This window comes from Kitasatospora sp. NPDC041917, assembly GCF_055589745.1.
Window position 1 is genome coordinate 1 of sequence record NZ_JBVJBI010000053.1, and the last position, 15,292, is coordinate 15,292.

The following is a 15,292-nucleotide window of genomic DNA, read 5'->3' on the forward strand; positions in this document are numbered from 1 at the left end:
CCCTACGTCCACGCCTACAACGCGGACGGCAAGGAGATCTACAACCAGAAGACCCAGCCCAACGTCAAGGGCACCCGCCCGTAGACGTCACACCGCACGCACGGTGGTGGGGCCGTCGCCGGCGGGTCCTCGGCCACGTCCCTCACCCCTTCGCCGAGTGGGCCGCCCGCGACGCCGTCGCGCTCCGCTGACCGGGCAGCCCCGCGGGAACCCCGGGACCGGACACGGACCGGGGGCGCGGAGGGCGGCGTGCCCGGCAGGCCGCCGGTCGGGTGTCAGCGGCCTGTCGGTGATGCGCCGGTCAGATGCAGGTGGGCTCTGGGACCTTCAAGAGGTCCCGCCGGGTGCCGATCCGGCTGCGGATTCAGGGGAAGGGGATCTCTTGTGCATGACGTAGTGATCGTGGGCGCCGGTCCGGTGGGGCTGTTCCTCGCCTGCGAGCTCGGCCTCGCGGGCTGCTCGGTCCTGGTGCTCGAACGGGATCCGGAACCCCGTTCGCCGTTCAAGGCGCTGCCGCTCGGCATCCGGGGCCTGTCCTCCGCCTCGGTCCAGGCGTTCTACCGCCGCGGGATGCTGCAACGGCTGGTGAAGGCATCGGGCGTCGACGACGAGCCCGGCGCGCACCCGGGACCGGACGCGCCGTCGGTTCCCCGTCGCGGTGGCCACTTCGCCGGCATGATGCTCGATCCGGCCAGGATCGACTCCGCGGCCCTGCCGTACCGGCTGCCCAACCCGGCACCGGAGGGCATGCCGACACACGTCGAAGCCATCGAGGCGGTGCTGGCCGAGCGGGCCTCCGAGCTGGGCGTGGACGTCAGGCGCGGCGTCACGGTTTCGGCCATCGCGCACAACGACGGGAGCGTGATCGCGCAGGCGGGCGAACACGCGTACACGGCACGCTGGCTGGTCGGCTGCGACGGCGGACGCAGTACCGTACGCGGGCTCGCGGGCTTCGACTTCGTCGGGACCGAGCCGCTGTGCACCGGCTACACCATGCTCGCCACCGTCGCCGACCCCGAGAAGCTGAGCCCCGGGTTCAATCTGACACCCACGGGCATGTACCTCCAGCCCGCGGGGGACTACATCGCCGTGCTGGACTTCGACGGCGGCGCGTTCGATCGCTCGCGGCAGCCGACGCGCGACCATCTCCAGACGGTTCTGCGCCGGGTGTCCGGCACCGACGTGACACTGAGCGAGGTCCGTCTCGCGTCGAGCTTCACCGATCGGGCGATGCAGACGACGGCCTACCGGCACGGACGCGTCCTGCTCGCGGGCGACGCCGCTCACATCCACTCGCCCCTGGGCGGGCAGGGACTCAACGCCGGCATCGGCGATGCCCTGAACCTGGGCTGGAAGCTGGCGGCGGCCGTGCACGGACACGCGCCGGACGGACTTCTCGACACCTACGGCCGCGAGCGCCATCCGGTGGGGTCGGCGGTGCTCGACTGGTCGCGCGCACAGGTGGCGGCCATGCGGCCGGACCCGCACGGCCAAGCCGTCCAAGGGGTGATTCGCGACCTGATCAACACCCGTGACGGAACGACCTACGTGTTCGAGCGAATATCGGGATCGTCCATCCGCTACGACCTCGGCAGCGAGCACCCGCTGGCCGGCCGCAGCGCCCCGGACTTCTGCCTGGAAGACGGCACCCGTCTTGGCGACCTGATGCGGGACGGACGGGGCGTCACGCTCGACTTCAGCGCCGACCGATGCCTGCACGGTCCGGCGAGGGGCTGGGAGAGCCGGATGCGGTACGCGGCCGGTCCGGCGAAGGACGACCTCGGATTGGGTGCCGTGCTGGTCCGGCCCGACGGCGTGGTCGCCTGGGCAGGCGATCGCGCACCTGATCGTGAAGCGTTCGAGCGGGCCGCGGACCGCTGGTTCGGCGGTCCGGAAAGCTGAAACGGGCGCCGCCCGGCACCCGGCGTCGTCTTCGGTTCCGAAGTCCCGGACGGCGAAGGCCCGACCCTCAACATCGTGGGACCCACCCCGGCGGCCTGACGGCCGCCGGGGTCGTTTCACACCGCTCCGTCGATATCGGGCCCGTCGCTTTCACGAAGCTCGGATCACGCCCCGGACCGGCTGCGGGTAGCCGATCTCGGCGATGTCCTCGGCCAGGTCCACGAGGCTGAGCTCCGAGTTCAGCGATGACACGAGCTTCCGGCTCAGCGGTCGCAAGGCATAGACGTCGCGCACCGCTTCCAGGTCCACGGGAACCTCGTAGGAGTCCTCGGCGAAGCAGGAGTAGTACCGGCCTTCCCAGTCCGGGCTCAAGATCGCATCGAGCATCGCCAGTGAGCGGCACAGGTTCCGCAGGTCGGCGATCGAAGGGAGCCGGCGGGCTACGTCATGGACAGTCACGTGCTCATCCAAGCGGATGCCCCTGACACCCAGGATCTCCCCCACGGCTGTCACACTCACCAGCAGCGCCGAAGTCAGGTGGGTCGACTCGCGACGGTTGAATACGCGAGCCCACCAGTAGCGCCCCGAGCTCCGGAAGCCGGCCGAACAGGTCGGGGAGGCCGCGCACGCCGTTGCGCACGGACTCGTGAGACAGCGCGAGGCCGGGGCCGGTGCTCGCCTCGACACCGGCGAGGCACCGGAGGATGTTCCACCTCGTGTGCCCCAGCCAGCCGGCGACCATGAACACGAACCAGCTCGGACCAGACGGCGGCAGCGCTCCGCCCCCCGTGACATAGCCGTCGAGGACCGAGCGGAAGACGGCGGGCTCGATGCCGTCGAAGCCGGGCCCCTTCGCGAGGCTCAGCGCGGTCGAGCCCAGCTCGCCGGACAGGTCGAGCATCCCCGAGAGCTCCCAGTCGAGCACCACCGGCCGCCCCTCCCGAGCGAGCAGGTTCCACGGCTGGATGTCCCTGTGGGTCAGCACCACGGGGCCCGGCCGTTCGCAGGTGTCGACGAAGTGGGCGATCGCGAGGAACGTCTCGACGTGAGAGGCGAGTTCGTCGGCCCACGGCTGTCCGGTCGCCGCCGCCCGCGCGGCGAGCTCGGGCCAGTCCCGTGACGTCGGTTCCTCGATCGACTCATGGGGCCACGCGACGTCGAGCGCGTGGATGCGCGCGAGGATCTCACCGATCTCGAACGCGTACGCCGCCGACACCGGTGCCTCCGGCACCTTCTCTCCCTCGACCCATCGATGAACGAGCGTGCGGTGGCCGGCCGAGATCGGCTCCGGCATCGGGATGCCGGCGGCGAAGGCCGCCCGCTCGAACCTGAACACGTCCTCGACACGATAGGTCCAGCGGCGGTCGACGAGGTTCAACTCCTTCACCGCGAAGGACCCTTGGTCGGTGTCGAGCCGGTACATCCGGTTGGCGAACCCGCCGTGGACGCGAGTCATCGGCCCGATCGGCGTGCCGAGATGCGAAAGGTCCATCCACGCATGCTAGTGCCGGCAGTCCCTCTGGCCTGCCGGCCTGCTGGATTGGCCCGTGGTGGCATCGCACGGCGTGGGACCATCTCGGCATGCGACTGATTGCCGATGGGGCCACGCCGACCTCGCGGTTGGTCCTGGTGGAGGACTTTGAAACCGACAACGGCTACGCCTTCGAGCCGGCAAGACCGCTCTTCCTGGCCGTCGGCGATCGAATCGGCTTCGAGGACGGGAAGCCGGTCGTCGTGCGGGTGAGCGGAGAGCGGCTGGTTCCCGTCGGCGGCTGGTCCACCCGCTGCGACATCAGGGCCGGCCGACGCAGCTGACCCGTGCCGCCAACACCCCTCTTCGGGCCGCCTGTTGAGACCGTCACGGCCTGGTCGTCCACCGGACAGCAGTACGGCCTCGGCGTGATCTTGTGCGTTGCGAAGCACCCATGATCGGCTCGGCTCCGCCGCCCCGGTCGGGCCGTCGGCGGTCGGGCCGTCGGCGGGCGGCGGGGCTCAGCGGCCGGGGTTCTCGTCGATCCGGGCGATGTGGTCGAGGACGGCGCCGGCGCCGTCCTCGGCTGCCATCAGCCCGGCGACGACGGCCGCACGGCGGCGGACCGGCTCGGCCAGCGCGGCCGTGATGGCGGCGGCGAGGCGTTCGGCGGTGAGGTCCGCGAACGGCACGGGCTGCGGGGCGACTCCCAGCCGGTGCAGCCGTGCCGCCCAGAACGGCTGGTCGACCATGACGGGCACCGGTACGGCGGGGACGCCGGCGCGCAGCGTGGCGCCGGTGGTGCCGGCTCCGGCGTGGTGGACAACGGCGGCGGTTTGGGGGAAGAGCCAGTCGTGGGGGAGGTCGCCGATGGAGAGGATGCCGTCGCCCGCCGCCTCCAGGCCGGCCCAGCCCGCCTGGACGACTGCGCGCACGCCGGCTTGCCGCACGGCCGCCGTCACCAGTTCGCCGAGCCGGGCACCCTCGCCCGGTGCCATGCTGCCGAAGCCGATGAACACCGGGGCCGGACCGGCGTGGAGGAAGTCGAGCAGTTCGGCCGGGGGTTGCCAGTCCAGCGGCCGGGCGGGCCACCAGAAGCCCGCCACGTCGACCGGGGCCGGCCAGTCCGCCGGGCGCGGCAGCAGCAGGGGGCTGTAGCCGTGGACGACCGGTCGGGTGTGTCCGAGCGGCGGCGGTGGTGTCGTGCCGGGCAGGCCGAGGCGCTCGCGCATCCGGGCCACGGCGCCCGAGAACAGCCGGTCCGCGCTCCGGAGCCGTTCCTGGCCGGCGGCCAGGTTGCCCTCCGGTCCCAGGTCCTCGCTGCCGGCGGGGCCGGGCAGCGGGAACTCCCTGGTGGCGAAGGCGGGCGTGAGGTAGGTGCCGAGGACGGGCACGCCGTGGGCCTCCCCGGCCGTGCGGCTGAGCGGCGACGGGGCGAAGGCGGTGAGCAGCAGGTCGGCTCCGCCCGCCACGGCGTCCGCCACGCCGTCGGCGAGTCCGTCCACGAACGCGGTCATCAGCGCGCGGGTCTCCTCCGGGGAGGTCGCGCGGGCCCTGGCGCGGATGAGTTCCTCCGGGTCCCCCGGCAGCGGCCGGTGCTCCAGGCCGCAGGACTCGATCAGTGTCGTGAAGGTCGGATGGGCGGCCACGGCGACCCGGTGCCCGGCGTCCATCAGGCGCCGGCCCAGGCCCGTGAACGGTGCGACGTCCCCGCGGGAGCCGGTGGTGACGATCAGGATGCGCATGGAGGTGATTCTCCACGACGGGCCCGTACTCGTTCGGCTCCGCCCGCTCACCGCCGGGGACCTGGGGCTGTCTCGTGACCTCTCCGCGCCGGACGGTCCTGAAGAGTTCTGCCCGTACACCTAGGTATGCGCTTTCAGCTTGCCGAACTTCTGGGGCACGTCCCTGCAGTTCTTCACCTGCAATCAGCTGAATCGCATCACCTGGACCGGGACCGGATCGTGGATCAACAATCAGCGGGCCGCATTGCACGCCACGTTCTACGACCGCAACGGGAATCTCGGCTGGACTTCACCCGGTGGCTTGAGCTGGGACGTTGAAGCCTCCTGGGACTGGGTCTGGTGGCTCAGCCCCTGCTGAGCCGGACCGCGCGCCGGTATGGGCGCCCGCCGGCGCCGTGCCGGGCCGGTGGACGGGCGCTGCCGGGCAGCCGTGGGGGCGGCCTCCGACAGGGTCGGTGGCCGCCCCCACGTCAGGGGTCGGACGGGGTGTCAGTGCCGGTGGCGCCGGCGGCGGGAGGCGAGGACGAGGGCCGCACCGCCGAGGAGGACGGCGGCGCCGATGCCGCCGATCAGCGCGACCTGGCTGCCCGTCGCGGCGAGACCGCCGCCACCGCCCGGCTGCTGCGGCTTGCCGGTGGGCGCCGGGTCGACGCCGTTGCCGTCGGTCGCGGTCGGCGAGGGCGAGGACGTCGGCGTGGTGGAGGGCGACGTGGTCGGGGAGGCCGTCGGGGACGGTGAGGACGTGGTCACCGTCACGGTGGCCGTGCATTCCCCGGCCGTCGCACCGGGCGGGCAGTTGCCGCCGGGCCGGTCGGCCACCACGGTGTTGCGCAGCGTGTGGTCCCCGGCGGCGGGGTCCTTCACCTTGACGGTGTAGGTGAGCCGGGCGTTGCCGCCGGCCGGCAGGTCGCCGGTCCAGGTGAGGACCGGCTGCGTGGAGGAGGGGGTGCCGAGGGTGGCGGTGGCGTCGCCGTTGTAGGTGGCGTCGTCGAGGACGGCGCTCAGGTCGTCGGTGACGGTCAGTGCGGTGAGGGGCGTGTTCCCGGTGTTGGTGACGTCCACGTGGTAGGTGACGGTGTCGCCGGGGGCGGCCTGGCTCCTGTCCGCGGTCTTGGTGACCCGGTAGCCGGTGTGCTCGGCGACGGTGTTGCGCACGGTGTTGCTGGTGCGGTGCTGTTCGCGGCCGGTCTGGGTGCCGCGGTAGGCGAGGGAGGCGGTGTCGTCGAGCCTGGTGCCCGGCGCGAGGCCGGCGTCGACCTTGGCCCGGAAGGAGACGGTGGTCTCGGCGCCCGGTGCGAGGTCGGCGGTGGGGCAGCTGACGTTGCGTCCGGTGGCGGTGCAGCCGGTGCCGGAACCGTCGACGTAACTGGTGCCCTGGGGCAGCACGTCGGTCAGGGTGACGCCGCTGGCGGTGTCGAGGTCGGCGGTGGTGCCGTCGGGGTGCCGGTTGGCGATGGTGAAGGTGTAGGTGATCTCGGCTCCGGGGTCGACGAGCCCGGGCGGGCTGTTCGTGGTGGTACCGGCCGGGGTGTTGGCCTTGACGACCTGGAGGTCGGGTTCCAGGGCCTCGACAGCGAGCCAGACCGCCTGGGGGTGCAGCGCGTCGCCCTGGCCGGTGACCTTGACCACGGCCTGCTTGCTGCCGGCGGGCAGCTTGCCGGTGACGTCGATCGTCCGGGCGTCGTAGCCGACGTTGTTGACCGTGTTCGGGTTGCGGTCGGTGAGGTTGGTGCCGGTGCCGTCGGGCGCGACCCGGTCGATGCGGCTGGTGAAGGCGTTGTCGGGGGCGGGTCCGGTGGCGGTCGGCATCAGCAGCGGTGTCAGCCGGCCGGCGTCGGGGCCGACTTCCAGGGAGTCCCCGGCGATGGGGGCGTCGCCGTCGCCGACGATGACGCCCATGGTGGCGGCCGGTGCGCGGCCGGCCGGGGTGCGGATGCCGTCGAGGGTCATGGTGACGCTGGGCTCGGGCGGGCGGATGAGCTGGTAGCCGTCCCAGATCTGCAGGTAGCGCAGCGGCTCCTTGGCGTCCTCGTAGGCGACGACCAGGGACCATCCGCCCCAGCAGCCGACGTTCTGGCCGCCGAAGTCGGAGGTGGAGGAGCGGCCCTGACAGGCCTGGATGTCGGCCACGGTGTACTCGCCGGAACCGGCCGCCCGCACCAGGTCGGTGACGTCCTTGACACCCGCGTGGGCGGTGAGCGGGGCCGGGGGCGTGCCGCCGGTCTTCTGGTCGAACCAGTCGTAGGTGTCGGCGGTGAGCCGCTGGTAGCCGGTGGCGCCGGGGACCTTGAACTCGACCTGGTCGGCCTTGGAGGCGTCACCGGAGGTGGACAGCCGCGAGGTTCCGACGGGGTTGGACTGCCAGTACAGCCGGGCGTTGAGCACCTTGGCACCCGGCGGGACGGTCAGGGTGGCCGCGGAGGCGGTGTTGCCGGGGGCCTTGGGGTCGGTCTTGACCCAGTTGACCCGGTTGTTGTTGTAGGCGTTGAGGTCGCAGTCGCTGTCCTCGGGGTCGCAGGAGACCACCGAGTTGGACGCCATCGTGAGGTTGCCGTGCGCCAGCAGATCCAGCGCCGGCTTCGGCCCGATCGGCCGCTGCGCCCCGCTCGTACCGGCCTTCGCCGGCGGTGCCGCGGCGGCGTGCACGGCGAACGGCACGGACGACGCGAGCACGAGCGTCGTGGTGGCGAGAGCCCCGAGTACGGCACGACCGGGCACGCGCCGGGCCCGGGGTCCGGGTATCGGCCGCACCGCGTTCGTGACGGATGGTATGCGGTCGCTCAAGGTAGGTCTCCTGGGAGTGCTTGAGGGTACGGGAGGGTGAGGGGATGCCCTCCGGGCGGGTTCAGGACGATTGGTCCGAATTCATCCGCCGAGGAAGAATATGTCACACACTGACCAGTTTGGGTTAATGCGGCGTTCACATTCGGCGCGCCCGGGGTTGACGCGGCCTCAACGCCCTGATCCCGGCCGGTGGCCGGGCGACGGCAGCCACCGGGCGGCGGCAGTCACCGGGCGGCGGCAGTCACCGGGCGGCGGCAGTCACCGGGCGGGGGCAGTCACCGGGCGGGGGCGGTCACCGGGCCGATCCGGTCGGAGCGGGTGCGGGGTCGGTCAGGCCGGTGACGCGCAGGGTGATGTTGAGGCGGCCCCGGGCGGGGCCGATGGCGGGGTCGCCGGTGCCGGGGAGGATCTTCGGCACGGCGTGGTACGCGAGGCGGGAGGGGCCGCCGAAGACGAGGAGGTCGCCGGAGGCGAGGGTCAGGTCGGTCCAGGGCCGGTTGCGGCTGCGGGTGTTGCCGAAGCGGAAGAGGCAGGTGTCGCCGATGCTGAGGGAGACCACCGGGGCGAGGGAGCGCTCGTCCTTGTCCTGGTGCATGCCGAGCCGGGCGTCGGCGTCGTAGAAGTTGACCAGCGCGGCGTCGGGTTCGTAGGCGGCGCCCTGGTCGGGGTCCTGGTAGGCGTCGGCCACCGCCCGGCGGCCGAGGTCGGCGAGCCGGTCGGGGAGGCGGGCGACGCGGCGGCCGTTCACGTCGTCGGCGGTGCGGGTGTAGGCGTAGGGCTGCCAGTGCCAGCCCAGGCACACGGTCTGCACGGACATGACGCCACCGCCCGGCAGCCGGGTGTGCCGGATCGGGACGGGGCCGACGGCCCAGGCGCGGCACGCGGCGACGAGCTCGCGCTGCCAGTCGGGGGTGAGCCAGCCGGGCAGGTGGACGGCGCCCGGCGCGATCTCGCGGCGCTCGTAGCCGGCGGGCGGCGGGCCGAACAGCGCGGGGGTGCTGTTCACACGGCGGCGCCCGGGGCGAGGGGCGGGAAGGAGGCGGTCCAGCCGGATTCGATGCGCCAGGTGCCGCCGTCCGCGCTCGCGCCGCGCACGCCGTCCAGGACGCCGGGCCCGGCGAGCGCAGCGGCGACCGGCTCGGCGAGGGACGCGAAGCCGAACGTGCGGTCCGGGCGCCAGGAGGTGCTGTGGCGCAGGCGTCGGGCGAGCTGTGCCCAGCCGAGCGGGGCGGCGGCGATGACGAGGGCGTCGGGTTCCCGGTCGGTGAGGCGCTGGGCGGGCCGTAGCCAGGAGGCGGCCTGTTCGGGCCAGTCGACGACGGCCAGGACGGCGTTGCCGGCGGCGTGCCAGGCGTCGGCGAACGCGGCGGCGGCCGTGCGGGAGGCGTCGTCGCGGCTGTGCCCGATCGTGACGCTGCGCAGGGGTGGGCGGCGGTGCTCGGCGAGCAGGCGCAGCAGGGCGGCGAGTTCGGGGGCGGTGTGGGGGGCGGGTGCGGGGAGGTCGCCGTAGGCGGTGGGCCCGGGTTCGGGAAGGAGCGGGGAGCGGTCGGGTGCGGGGCGGGGGTTCATGGGGTGCGGTCCTTCTGGCGGGTCTTCCACTGCCGGTACTTCCCGGGCAGGCACACCGAGCAGGGCCGGTAGGCGGCGGCGATCGCGGTGGCCTCGTCGGCGAAGAAGACGCGGTGGCGCACGTAGCCGCCGGCGGCGATGGCGCGCAGGGCCGAGGGGCAGTCGAGGCGGCCGTAGCGGCGGCCTCGCCGGTGGCCGCCGAGGGTGCCGGGCGTGGTGCTGGAGTAGGGGCGGTTGTCGGGTCCGGTCAGGGTGTAGCGGCGCGATAGGACCGGGGCGGTGGCGACGGTGGGCGCGGGTGTGGGTATGGGCGCGGGCGTGCCGGTGGCGGCCATGCGGCGGGGTTCAGGCGTCGTGGAAGACGAGGCCGAGGGCGTGGCGGCGGCCGGTGCGCACGGTGCTGACGCCGTGGCGGACGGGGCCGGCGCGGTGGCCGCGGGCGGAGGGGACGGGGCGGTCGCGGGTGGTGAAGATCAGGCCGTGCCCCTGGGGAAGGACGGTGGCGGTGCCGCGGGACTGGGCGCGGGGGCGCTGTTCGACGAGGAGGAACTCGCCGCCGGTGTAGTCGGTGCCGTGGGCGTCGAGGCCGATGACGACCTGGAGGGGGAAGACGAGGTCGCCGAAGACGTCGCGGTGCAGGGCGTTCCAGTCACCGGGGCCGTAGCGCAGCAGGATCTGGGAGCTCTTGTCCTGACCGGCGGCGTGGCACCTGGCGGTCCACTCGGCGAGGGTGTTGGGCCAGGGGGCGGGGCGGCCGAGCTTGTCGGCCCAGGCACGGGCGACGGTGAGCAGGCGGGGGTAGAGGGCCTCGCGCAGGGCGGCGACGGGTTCGGGCAGGTCGTGGGTGAAGTAGCGGTACTGGCCGGAGCCGAAGCGGTGGCGGGCCATGTCGACGGTGGTGCGGAACAGTTCGGGCCGGTCGTAGAGCGCGGCGAGCTCCCGGCACTGGGCGGGCGACAGCAGCGGCTCGGTGAGCGCCGCACCGTCCCGGTCCAACTGCTCGTGCACGCCCTGCCAGTCGAGCGAGTCGAGCGCGGGCAGGACGGCCGGGCCCGGGGCGGGCGCCGCGGTGGTGGGCGCGCCGGTGGCGAGGAGGGTGTCGTTCACGGGAGGGATCCTTGGCGGGCGGGGACGGGCGAGGGCAGGGGCCCGCAGACCGGGAGGGCCGCGGGCGGCGCACGGTCGGGCTGTTCCGATCGTCGCCCTTGGACGGGGCCGCGTGCTGGCGGCATTCGGACGGCGCGTCGGGCGGAGGGCGCCGCGTCGGACGGCGGGCGCGTCCGGGGCCGCCCGGGTGCACGAACGGGAGGGCGCCGTGCCGGCTCCGCCGCTCCCCGCTGCTCGCGCTCGGATCCGGTGTCAGACATCCCATGCCGTAGCGGTGTCATGCTGCGGCCGGGATGGTCGCGTGGTGTGACCAGGCGGTGGCCTCGTCATGGAGTGCGTCGGTGCTGGTGAGCTCCAGGGAGGCGTAGGCGGCCGACGCGCCGGGGAAGTACTCGCGCAGCGTGCTCCGCAGCCGCTGGAAGGTGCGGGTGCGCTCCCGGATCAGGGTCTGGTGCGTGCGGGCGACGATGCGCACGGCCTGGGCCTTGTCACTGTCCCCGGCGATCGGCCGCAGCTGGTCGCGGTCGACGCGGACCATGTCGGCCGGCGCGTGCGCGTCGCCCTTGTCGCTCGTGGCCCCGGAGGTGCCGTAGCGCTCCTTGAACCGGGCGGCCCGCTTCGGATGGACCGCGTAGACCCGGTAGCCGGCGGCGAATGGATCCGACGCATCCCATCAGGGCGTGCGGGAGCGGGTGGGCGTCAGGTCCGCGACCAGGAGCGCCAACAGGTCCGCCGGCGCCTCGATGAAGCGGTAGTGGCCCCCTTCCAGGAGTTCGAAGGTCGTTTCGCCGCAGGCCGACCATCCGGTCATCAGGGACGGCGCGATGCCCGTGTCCTCGGTCCAGCCGATGGCGGTGACCGGGCACGGCAGCCGGACCGGCTCGGCCACGTGGTACCGCTTGTTCATGTCGACGTCGTTGCGCAGGACGCCGAGGTAGAGCGCGAGCAGGCTCGGTTCCAGGGTGCCGCCCAGTTCCGCGACGAGCCGGCGCAGTTCGTCGGCCAGCTCGTCGTCGCTCATGCCGAGGAAGCGGCCGTAGGGGCCGTCCTGCGGCGCGACCTCGGAGGAGACGAACAGCCGGGTCGGGGCGGGACAGCCCCGCTGGACCAGCCGTACGGCGGTCTCGTACGCCGCCAGCGCGGAGCCGCAGTGGCCGAACAGGGCGTACGGACGGTCCAGGTGGGGGCGCAGCGCTTCGCAGAGGTCGTCGGCCAGCGCCTCGTAGGTGGTGTGGGCGGGCTCGCGCATCCGGTTCTCCCGGCCGGGCGGCTGCACGGGGCAGACCTCGACGCCGTCGACCTGTGACGGCCACTGGCGGTACATGCTCGCACCGCAGCCGGAGTAGGGCAGGCAGAACAGCCGCGCCGGTGCCACCGGCGACGGCTCGCGCAGGAACCACTTGTTGCGGGTACGGGCCGTCGGAGCGTCCACTGATGACCTTCCGTGTGGGGGGTTTCTTCTCGGGTTCGGCAGCGGCGGTGACAGCGGCCGCGGTGACGGCTCCTAGCGGGTCCGCGCGGTGATCGGCAGGTGCGTGAAGCCCGCGATGATGTTCGAGCGCATGCGCCGCGGCGTCCCGGCGAGTTCGAAGCCGGTGAACCGGCCGAGCAGTTCGGCGAAGAGGATCCGCAGGGCCACCCGGGCGACGGTGTGTCCGATGCAGTAGTGCGCGCCGACGCCGAACGCGATGTGCTTGTTGGGCCGCCGCCGGATGTCGAAGGTGTCCGGGTCGGCGAACACGGTCTCGTCGCGGTTGGCCGACGCCAGCCACACGACGACGGCGTCCCCCGCGCGGATCGGCACGCCCCGGATCTCGACGTCGCGGGTGGCGTGGCGCATGAAGTGCTGGGTGGGCGAGGCCCACCGCAGTGCCTCCTCCACGCCGCTGCCGAGCAGTTCCGGGTGGGCCGCCCAGTCGTCCAGGACGGCGGTCCCGGCCAGTTCGGCCATCGCCGCGATCGGCGGCTGGGCGGTGGTGACGGTCGCTCCGAGCAGCAGGCTGTAGCAGTTGGACACGATCTCGCCCGGCGACAGTCGGCGTCCGTCCAGTTCCATGGTGAGCAGCACGCTGATCAGGTCGCCGCCCGGTGCGCGCCGACGCGCGGTGACGAGGTCCTGGAAGTAGGCGAACAGTTCGCGGTGGGCGGTCACGAGGGTGGCCCGCGGTCCGGCGGCGAGCTGGAACTCGGGGTCGTCCGCGGCGATGCAGGCGTGGGCGAGCCGGACCAGCCGCGGCCAGTCCTGCTCCGGTAGCGCCATCATGGTGCCGATCACCGCCATCGGCAGGGTGGCCATGGCGGCGGCGAAGTCGTACGGGCCTCCGTCGGCCAGCGGCCGGAGCAGTTCGACGACGGCCCGGCGGATCGCCTCCCGGTCGTTCTCCACCGTCTTGATCGACAGCGCCTGCTGCAGCGGGCCGCGCAGGCGCGAGTGCCGGGGCGGGTCGGTCACGGCCATCTGCCGGCCGCCGGCGGGGTCGCCCTTGCCGAGGAGGTTGAGCAGGGTGCCCTGTTCGGAGGTGAACGTGTCGTGGTCGCGCAGTACCCGGTTGGCCTCGGCGTGAGCGACGATCGACCAGTAGCCGATGTCGCCGACCGGCTGCCAGCTCACCGGGGCGTCGCGGCGCAGCCGTCGCCACGCCTCGTGCGCCCCGCCCGAGAGGTAGAGGTCGGGGTCGATCAGATCGACCGGCCGCGGGGCGAGGACCGGGCAGCGCGTGGTCGGGGGAACCGCCGTCATCGGGGCTGCCCCTCCCCCGCCCCGTCGGCCGGGTCCCCCATCGGGCCGTCCGTCGGGCCGTCCGGGCCCGGCGTCCGCATCCGGGCGGTGAGGGCCGTCGCCAGCTCGGCGACGGTCGGCGACAGGTACAGGGTCTGCGCGGGGAGGTCCACGTCGAACTCGCGCTGGGTGGCGACCAGGAGGTCGGTGGCCAGCAGGGAGTGTCCGCCGAGGTCGAAGAAGTCGTCGTCGACGCCGACCGGTTCGACGCCGAGGGCGTCGCCCCACAACTCGGCCAGTCGCGTCTGCACCTCGGTGAGGGGCGGGACGAACTCGTTGGGCACGTTGCGCGGCACCCGGGTGGCGGTGGGCAGGGCCCGGCGGTCGATCTTGCCGTTGCGGTTCACCGGCAGCTCGGGACGGACGAGGATCGCCCAGGGGATCAGGTAACCCGGCAGCCGGTCCCGCAGTTCGTGGCGCAGCCGCCGGCCGAGCTCGGCGTTGCCCGCCGGCTCGGGTTCCGCGGGCACGACGTAGGCCAGCAGCCGGGTGCCGCCCGCCGGGTCGGGCTGCGGCAGCACGACCGCGTGCCGCACCCCGGCGAGCCGTTCCAGCTCGACCTCGACGGCGCGCGGTTCGGCACGGTAGCCCTGGACCTTGACCTGGTCGTCCGCCCGTCCGACGAACTCCAGGGTGCCGTCGGGCAGCCATCGCACGAGGTCGCCGGTCCGGTACATCCGGGCGCCCGGCTCGGTCCCGAACGGGTCGGGCAGGAACCGTTCGGCCGTGGCGGCCGGGCGGCCCAGGTAGCCGCGGGCCAGGCCCGCCCCGGCCACGTACAGTTCCCCGCACTCGCCGACGGGCACCGGGCCGAGGTCGCCGTCGAGCACGGCGACCCTGGTGCCGCTGATCGGGCGGCCGATCGGCACGCTCCGCAGCTCCGGGAGGGTGCTGCTGGTCCAGCAGGTCGTGTACGTGGTGTTCTCGGTCGGTCCGTAGCCGTTGGTGAAGAGCAGCTCCGGGTGGCGGGCCAGCAGGTGCTGGACGTGGTTCGGCGAGGCCACGTCGCCCCCGGTGAGGACGTGCCGCACGTCGGCGAACGCCTCCGGGTGGGAGCTCGCCATCTGGTGGAAGAGCCCGGTGGTCAGCAGCAGGACCGTCACGCGCTCAGCCCGGACGACGCGCGCAACGTGCTCCAGCGTGATGGCGACCGGGGGGAAGAGGACCAGCCGGCAGCCGTTGACGAGGGGGGCCCAGATCTCGAACGTGGACGCGTCGAACGCGACCGGCGCGAGGTGGAAGAAGACGTCCTCGGCGCGGACGTCCATCCAGTCCGCGCCCCGGACGAGCCGGTCGATCGCCCGGTGGGGCACGCCGACGCCCTTGGGCTCGCCGGTGGAGCCCGAGGTGTAGCTGACGTAGGCGAGCCGGTCCGGATCGCCGGGGCGGGCCGGAGCCGCCGGCCCGGTGGCCGGATCCTGCGCCGGGCGGCCTTCCGTCACCGTGACGACGGTGCCGGGCAGTTGCTCCCGCAGGGACTCTTCGGTGATCACCATGCCCGCGCCCGCGTCCTTGAGCAGCAGCGCGTGGCGGCTCGCCGGGTCGTCCGGTTCGAGTCCGAGGTACGCCCCGCCCGCGACGAGGACGGCGAGCAGGGCCACGATCAGCTCCGGCGAGCGCGGCACCAGCACGCCCACGACGTCCTCCTGCGCCAGTCCGGCCGCTCGCAGTCGCCCGGCGAGCCGGTGGGCGCGGTCGTTGAGCTGCTGGTAGGTCAGGGTCCGTCCGTCGCAGGTGACGGCGGGCGCGTGCGGGGCCCGCTCCGCCTGTTCGGCGACCAGCTCGTGGATCGCCCGGGCGTCGAACGGTGGCCGTCCGCTGCCGACGAACGCCGGGATGTCGGAGGTGAAGACGGTCTTGGTCAACTGCTTCCCGCTTTCCTGTGCTGAAGTTTCCCCGTCGGGGTTGAACGCGCGACCGCGTGGGCCGTCGCCG

At 73.4% G+C, this 15,292-nt stretch carries 14 protein-coding genes and 1 pseudogene; 3 read left to right on the plus strand and 12 right to left on the minus strand.

Features of this window, described 5'->3' with window-relative positions:
• Positions 1-384 precede the first annotated feature (384 nt).
• Complete coding sequence (locus tag ACZ6EM_RS36120; RefSeq protein WP_465774256.1) at positions 385-1,902, plus strand: FAD-dependent monooxygenase; 1,518 nt, start codon at positions 385-387, stop codon at positions 1,900-1,902.
• A 150-nt stretch (positions 1,903-2,052) separates the two neighbouring features.
• On the opposite strand, the gene ACZ6EM_RS36125 is transcribed toward ACZ6EM_RS36120, so the two are convergent.
• Both ACZ6EM_RS36125 and ACZ6EM_RS36130 read right to left on the minus strand, forming a co-directional pair.
• Positions 2,053-2,373 carry a hypothetical protein gene (locus ACZ6EM_RS36125; RefSeq protein ID WP_465774257.1) on the minus strand — a complete coding sequence of 107 codons (321 nt, stop codon included), beginning with the start codon at positions 2,371-2,373 and terminating at the stop codon, positions 2,053-2,055.
• The gene (locus ACZ6EM_RS36130) at positions 2,366-3,394 is read right to left on the minus strand and encodes a phosphotransferase family protein (protein WP_401048883.1); all 1,029 of its coding nucleotides are present in this window, start codon (positions 3,392-3,394) and stop codon (positions 2,366-2,368) included. The genes ACZ6EM_RS36125 and ACZ6EM_RS36130 overlap by 8 nt, the downstream gene beginning before the upstream one ends.
• 89 nt (positions 3,395-3,483) lie before the next feature.
• On the opposite strand from ACZ6EM_RS36130, the gene ACZ6EM_RS36135 reads away from it, so the two are divergent.
• Positions 3,484-3,717, plus strand: coding sequence for a hypothetical protein (locus tag ACZ6EM_RS36135; RefSeq protein WP_401048885.1), 234 nt, complete (start codon positions 3,484-3,486; stop codon positions 3,715-3,717).
• 177 nt (positions 3,718-3,894) lie between these two features.
• On the opposite strand, the gene ACZ6EM_RS36140 is transcribed toward ACZ6EM_RS36135, so the two are convergent.
• Positions 3,895-5,118 (minus strand): glycosyltransferase, encoded by a 1,224-nt coding sequence (locus ACZ6EM_RS36140; RefSeq protein ID WP_401048887.1) that lies wholly within the window; start codon positions 5,116-5,118, stop codon positions 3,895-3,897.
• A gap of 139 nt (positions 5,119-5,257) precedes the next feature.
• Between ACZ6EM_RS36140 and ACZ6EM_RS36145 the strand changes: the two genes are divergently transcribed.
• The gene (locus ACZ6EM_RS36145) at positions 5,258-5,476 is read left to right on the plus strand and encodes a hypothetical protein (protein ID WP_465774258.1); all 219 of its coding nucleotides are present in this window, start codon (positions 5,258-5,260) and stop codon (positions 5,474-5,476) included.
• Positions 5,477-5,607: 131 nt separating this feature from the next.
• On the opposite strand, the gene ACZ6EM_RS36150 is transcribed toward ACZ6EM_RS36145, so the two are convergent.
• The 9 genes and pseudogenes from ACZ6EM_RS36150 to ACZ6EM_RS36190 form a co-directional block, all read right to left on the minus strand.
• The gene (locus ACZ6EM_RS36150; RefSeq protein ID WP_465774259.1) at positions 5,608-7,791 is read right to left on the minus strand and encodes a DUF7927 domain-containing protein; all 2,184 of its coding nucleotides are present in this window, start codon (positions 7,789-7,791) and stop codon (positions 5,608-5,610) included.
• Positions 7,792-8,194: 403 nt separating this feature from the next.
• On the minus strand, positions 8,195-8,908 hold the full coding sequence (locus ACZ6EM_RS36155; RefSeq protein ID WP_465774260.1) for an alpha-ketoglutarate-dependent dioxygenase AlkB family protein: 714 nt from the start codon (positions 8,906-8,908) through the stop codon (positions 8,195-8,197).
• Entirely contained in the window at positions 8,905-9,471 is a 567-nt protein-coding gene (locus tag ACZ6EM_RS36160; RefSeq protein ID WP_452179113.1) for a hypothetical protein, read from the minus strand. Before ACZ6EM_RS36160 ends, ACZ6EM_RS36155 begins: the two co-directional genes overlap by 4 nt.
• A complete protein-coding gene (locus ACZ6EM_RS36165) occupies positions 9,468-9,806 on the minus strand; it encodes a metal-binding protein (RefSeq protein WP_465774261.1) in 339 nt (112 codons plus the stop codon). The genes ACZ6EM_RS36160 and ACZ6EM_RS36165 overlap by 4 nt, the downstream gene beginning before the upstream one ends.
• A 10-nt stretch (positions 9,807-9,816) precedes the next feature.
• Positions 9,817-10,512 carry a 2OG-Fe(II) oxygenase gene (locus ACZ6EM_RS36170; RefSeq protein WP_465774281.1) on the minus strand — a complete coding sequence of 232 codons (696 nt, stop codon included), beginning with the start codon at positions 10,510-10,512 and terminating at the stop codon, positions 9,817-9,819.
• Between the two features lie 343 nt (positions 10,513-10,855).
• Positions 10,856-11,218 (minus strand): annotated as a pseudogene (locus ACZ6EM_RS36175) (IS110 family transposase); the annotation flags it as partial.
• Between the two features lie 33 nt (positions 11,219-11,251).
• Positions 11,252-12,010 (minus strand): thioesterase II family protein, encoded by a 759-nt coding sequence (locus tag ACZ6EM_RS36180; protein ID WP_465774262.1) that lies wholly within the window; start codon positions 12,008-12,010, stop codon positions 11,252-11,254.
• Positions 12,011-12,082: 72 nt separating this feature from the next.
• Positions 12,083-13,318: a cytochrome P450 gene (locus ACZ6EM_RS36185; RefSeq protein WP_401054097.1), complete on the minus strand. Its 1,236-nt coding sequence runs from the start codon at positions 13,316-13,318 to the stop codon at positions 12,083-12,085.
• Entirely contained in the window at positions 13,315-15,222 is a 1,908-nt protein-coding gene (locus tag ACZ6EM_RS36190) for an amino acid adenylation domain-containing protein (protein WP_452179115.1), read from the minus strand. The genes ACZ6EM_RS36185 and ACZ6EM_RS36190 overlap by 4 nt, the downstream gene beginning before the upstream one ends.
• Between the last annotated feature and the right edge of the window lie 70 nt (positions 15,223-15,292).

Excerpts from the sequence above, each read along its gene's own strand:
- ACZ6EM_RS36130 (WP_401048883.1), bottom strand. The coding sequence starts at position 3,394 with ATGGACCTTTCGCATCTCGGCACGCCGATCGGGCCGATGACTCGCGTC.
- ACZ6EM_RS36135 (WP_401048885.1), top strand. The coding sequence starts at position 3,484 with ATGCGACTGATTGCCGATGGGGCCACGCCGACCTCGCGGTTGGTCCTG.
- ACZ6EM_RS36140 (WP_401048887.1), bottom strand. The coding sequence starts at position 5,118 with ATGCGCATCCTGATCGTCACCACCGGCTCCCGCGGGGACGTCGCACCG.
- ACZ6EM_RS36160 (WP_452179113.1), bottom strand. The coding sequence starts at position 9,471 with ATGAACCCCCGCCCCGCACCCGACCGCTCCCCGCTCCTTCCCGAACCC.
- ACZ6EM_RS36165 (WP_465774261.1), bottom strand. The coding sequence starts at position 9,806 with ATGGCCGCCACCGGCACGCCCGCGCCCATACCCACACCCGCGCCCACC.
- ACZ6EM_RS36185 (WP_401054097.1), bottom strand. The coding sequence starts at position 13,318 with ATGACGGCGGTTCCCCCGACCACGCGCTGCCCGGTCCTCGCCCCGCGG.